This window comes from Vibrio sp. 10N.222.46.A1, from assembly GCF_041473595.1.
Classification (GTDB): Bacteria; Pseudomonadota; Gammaproteobacteria; order Enterobacterales; family Vibrionaceae; genus Vibrio; species Vibrio tasmaniensis_A.
This window is the reverse complement of sequence record NZ_JBFRSN010000043.1, coordinates 1-3,053: the sequence shown is the minus strand read 5'-3', so window position 1 is coordinate 3,053 and position 3,053 is coordinate 1. Positions and strand designations below refer to the sequence as shown.

4 protein-coding genes are annotated in these 3,053 nt (G+C 38.4%); all 4 read left to right on the top strand.

Translation table 11 applies throughout. The features are described from left to right. Positions 1-269 precede the first annotated feature (269 nt). Positions 270-785 carry a hypothetical protein gene (locus AB4496_RS01900; protein ID WP_017082554.1) on the top strand — a complete coding sequence of 172 codons (516 nt, stop codon included), beginning with the start codon at positions 270-272 and terminating at the stop codon, positions 783-785. 17 nt (positions 786-802) lie between these two features. Next, on the top strand, positions 803-1,579 hold the full coding sequence (locus tag AB4496_RS01895) for a winged helix-turn-helix domain-containing protein (protein ID WP_231903591.1): 777 nt from the start codon (positions 803-805) through the stop codon (positions 1,577-1,579). After that, complete coding sequence (locus AB4496_RS01890) at positions 1,563-2,042, top strand: hypothetical protein (RefSeq protein ID WP_017082556.1); 480 nt, start codon at positions 1,563-1,565, stop codon at positions 2,040-2,042. Before AB4496_RS01895 ends, AB4496_RS01890 begins: the two co-directional genes overlap by 17 nt. Positions 2,043-2,248: 206 nt before the next feature. Beyond that, positions 2,249-3,053 (top strand): GlxA family transcriptional regulator (locus tag AB4496_RS01885; protein WP_372130525.1); only part of this gene is annotated, 805 nt, incomplete at its 3' end.

Genomic DNA, 3,053 nt, shown 5'->3' with positions numbered 1-3,053 from the left:
GTTCATCCCTTCACAAAGCGAACCTAAACTGAACATGTCAAGGTTGAACTCTCAAACCAACACTTTTACGATCAAGAACAACGATTTCCATAGTCAACAGCTCCTAGAACAACTGATTAGACACCCTGATTTGAACAATGTGAATTTTTATATCACTTCAAATAAAACTAGGATTTATGTAAGTTGCATTCACCAGAATTCCTCATCACCTTACGGCCAAAGCATCAACTTCTCCATTGATATTAAGCGCGCTATAGAGAGAACTAGTAATGATATTGTACAAAAATGCCAATAAGCGCTACAGACTTGGCGTTGTCTTTTTACTTGCCTTGTTTCCTATTCAAATCTTTCTGAACGCATCGTTTATTCCTAGTTTTGCTAAAAACGCTACTACCCAAATAAGTAAAACGATTCTGACTTACGGTGAGACAATGGGAGACAATAAATACAGAAAAATCGACTACCACTTAAAACCTTATCTATGGAACCGATTTCTCTTACTTACTTCTATCCATTTCGGCAATGGGAAAAAGGTTGATACACAATTCCTTATTACCTTTTGGCCAAAATCTATTTATTCAATAAAATACATCAATAAGCTGGTTGACGCTCCAGAGTCAGAATATTTCGATTTGCCGGAGCAACATGTCCTTTTTGACGGGGGCGAAGAAATTTTTCAAACTTTGCGAGAAACCCCATACCAATATTGCTACATCCAACTGTCGAACAGCTCAGTTCAATGTGTCAATATATCTAAAGATAAAGAAAAAAATCGCCTTCAATGAGAAGAAAACAGCATAGCATGTGGACATTTAATCCAACACTTCGGCATCAACTAACTAACCAAAGTAATGGGAAGAGCAAAAAATTGCACTCTACAGATTGCAAAATTTTAGAGCTTTTATGTCAATATCAAGGAAAAACTGTTTCAAAAAACGCCTTAATAAACGCGGCTTGGCCGGGGCGTGTCGTCTCTCAAGCGAGTTTAACGCAATCCATAGCTCACCTACGCATAGCTTTAGGAGATAATGGCCGCCAACAAAATATTATAAAAACTGTACCTAGACATGGTTATTCGGTGGTTAGCGACCTCATAAGTCTTGAGATGCCTGTAGCTCTTGAACAAGACAACTTATCAACCTCTTGCTCAGAAATACCCCAAGACACTCCCCAACTAGAGCATCAAGAAAAGATTGGTCTATCAGCTCATCTACAATACCTTCAAAAATTTATTTTATTGATTCTCTCACTCTTGTTGCTACTTAGCATTACTTGGTTAGCACGGATCATATATTACAATAGCACCACAGATCGTCTCCAATGGAATCAGCGTGAGTATTTGGGGGTAACGTATTACTTTACGAATACTAAAAATGGAAGTCAACGTTTCAAGGATCTCAAACGGAGATACTCAAGTGATTTGCGTATGCTATATATTTCTGAAAACCCCGAGCAATTGTATATATCGTGTGTTTACCAACCTAACAATTTGCATGAACGTCACACAATGAATTTTAGTTTTTCCCGAGATTATTCAATCGAGCAAGTAAAAGAGGCCATTAATGAACAATGTCAGTAAAGCCATCGTTTGGCTGGTGTTGGCAAATACACTCATCATTGCGCTGCTCTCGTGGATGAATAACCTTAACCATCCTCCATTCCTCGATGGTCGAAACAACACCATGTTGTTTTCTCGCGGTCGTACATATACAAAATTTGAAGTCGATACCTTCAAAGAAGTTATTACCGTTGATCATCGGTGGGGAGGAGTCCACGATATCCATTCGAGCACACTATCCGAAGGAGAAAACAAGGCTCTCAACGTTTATTACTCAGTTTATTTTTGGGGCATAAACCTTTTTTCGACGACCAACGTACTACGTAGCTCAAACTACATTCCCTCCACCGAACTCGACTTCGCTGAAGCCCACTTGATTAACGATTCCTCGGAACAATTTTTCCAGACCTTGTATCAAGACAAATATATATTTTGTTATTCCAGTTTATTAACCAGCAGTGTCCAGTGTATCACTGCAGATTAATTAGAGTAATTAACCTAATCAACCAACACATTTAGTTATAACCAAATGTGTTTAAAATAAACCCTTTAATACCAATGAGTTAATTTAATTTTGTAAAATTACGGTCAACGGTAAGTGTTGTAAAATTTGGATTTGTTCATTAGTGTTTTTAAGGTTTTTTGGACATAGTACTAGCAAATAAGACATGTCCGAGAAATACAATACTCATGAGCAACAAAAGAGAACCTTTAAAGATCACTGCACTCTTGTTGGAAGGAAGCCCAATCACAGCGATTTCGGGACCAATCGAAATGCTGACCATCGCTTCAATACAAGCAGGATTACCTACCCCACAGGTTAGTTATGTATCCGTTACAGGTGAGCCCACTCAATTTCTTGGAGGACTCATAATTAACTGTAATACACATTGGGCATCCGTCGAACAGACAGATATTTTGCTAATAGGCGCATGTGGTGATATAAGTAAAGGGTCTTATGTCTTATCCGAAGAGGTTAAGTCTTGGCTACAAAAACAAATCGCGCAGTCTGAGTTTGTTCTCTCTTTATGTACAGGGGCTTTTCTTCTGGCGGAGCTTGGGGTTTTAAACAAACGAAGCGCTACTACACATTGGGTATATGCTGAAGATTTTCGCAAGCAATTCCCCCAAGTAAAATTCAAACCACACTTAAAAATTACTCATGAAGGCAGATATATATGCACCTCTGGTATTAAAGAATACTTCGCCGCAACAATCTTGTTAATTGACGCTCTGTTGGGCACCGCCCAAAGAATAAAATGTGAACAATATTTGGGAGGCGATCTTTCGAAAATAAAGCGAATTTTTTTAACAAGTTTTGTTCAATACCAACAGCACAGTGACGGTTTGATTAATCGATTACAAGAATGGATGCATAATGAAGACCCTAGCAGGCTCTCTGTCGCTATGTGTGCAGAAAAAATCTTTTTGAGTGAAAGACAAATGAAACGTCGCTTTAAAGCAGCAACTGGCGAATCTCCAATGAGTTACATAC

Coding starts and splice junctions, on each gene's coding strand:
- AB4496_RS01900 (WP_017082554.1), top strand. CDS start 270: ATGATATTGTACAAAAATGCCAATAAGCGCTACAGACTTGGCGTTGTC.
- AB4496_RS01895 (WP_231903591.1), top strand. CDS start 803: ATGTGGACATTTAATCCAACACTTCGGCATCAACTAACTAACCAAAGT.
- AB4496_RS01890 (WP_017082556.1), top strand. CDS start 1,563: ATGAACAATGTCAGTAAAGCCATCGTTTGGCTGGTGTTGGCAAATACA.